The organism is Pseudoalteromonas sp. APAL1 (genome assembly GCF_021532475.1).
In the GTDB taxonomy this organism is placed as follows: Bacteria; Pseudomonadota; Gammaproteobacteria; order Enterobacterales; family Alteromonadaceae; genus Pseudoalteromonas; species Pseudoalteromonas lipolytica_C.
The window spans coordinates 1-1,061 of record NZ_JAKGAW010000109.1 but is presented as its reverse complement, the minus strand read 5'-3'; the positions used below and the strand labels follow the sequence as shown (position 1 = coordinate 1,061).

The window sequence follows — 1,061 nt, the reverse complement described above, 5'->3', positions numbered from 1 at the left end:
AACATTAGGTGGTGCGTCAGCTAACTTAAATGCTATTCCTATGGCGGCAGTTGAGCGTATCGATATCATGACTGAAGGTGCATCATCTATTTATGGTTCTGATGCAATGGCTGGTGTTGTTAACGTTGTATTAAAAGACAATTATGAAGGCCTAAGCTTTAACGTTGGTGCTGGTCATCGTGATCAGGACGAAGGGACAACGTCTTCAGAGTTTTCTGTAGTAGGTGGTATCTCAAACGATAAAGGTAACATCACGTTTGCATACGATTACCAAAAACGTGAAGGTATCAGTGATGGTGCACGTGATTACACTAAAGCTAAAATCGGTGATTTAGATGGTGATGGTGATATCGAAGCATACACTGCAGATACTGTTGGTTGGTCGTACTTCGGTGCAACAGTTCTTTCTCCTGACTTCTCACAAGCAAAAGCATCACTTTTATGTGATGACTTAATTGCAGAGTACGGTGAAAATACGTTCCGTCGTGTAGATGCAAATGAAGACTGGGGTCCAGGCTCTGAGTATTGTATGTATGCGTTTGGTAACGTATCTTACAACACAGCATCAATCGACCGTAACACATTATACATCAGCTCTAACTATGAAATTTCCGATAACGTAGAGTGGTTTGGTCAAACAATGTTTGTTCAAAACTCATCATTTGGTCGTTATGCTCCTCCTGCTGCAGAGTGGGAAAATATGTCTGCTGATAACCCACACAACCCTTATGGTGTAGACGGTGCGTATGGTTTATTCCGTTGGGTTGGTATCGGTACTCGTGACGGTAACGTAGACGACTACAATATCGACTTAACTACTGGTCTTCGCGGTGACTTCGACTGGAACAATGCTTCATGGGAAGTTTATTACCACCGTAACAAAGCAGATAACAAATCTGTTGGTCAATACTACCTTTCTTATTCTGGTTTAGCATATAACCAAGCTAATGATATTGATTTAGGTTCAGATGAAGGTGTTGCAAACATGAAAGCAACAACACTTCAAGAATCTTCATCGACTTTTGACCAATACTTTGCTGGTATCGGCTTCGATTTATTCG

The 1,061-nt window shown here is 41.3% G+C and carries 1 protein-coding gene; it reads left to right on the top strand.

Annotated elements, in window-relative coordinates; all coding sequences use genetic code 11:
* A partial coding sequence (locus L1264_RS21400; RefSeq protein WP_235404652.1) for a TonB-dependent receptor plug domain-containing protein occupies window positions 1–1,061 on the top strand: 1,061 nt, incomplete at both ends.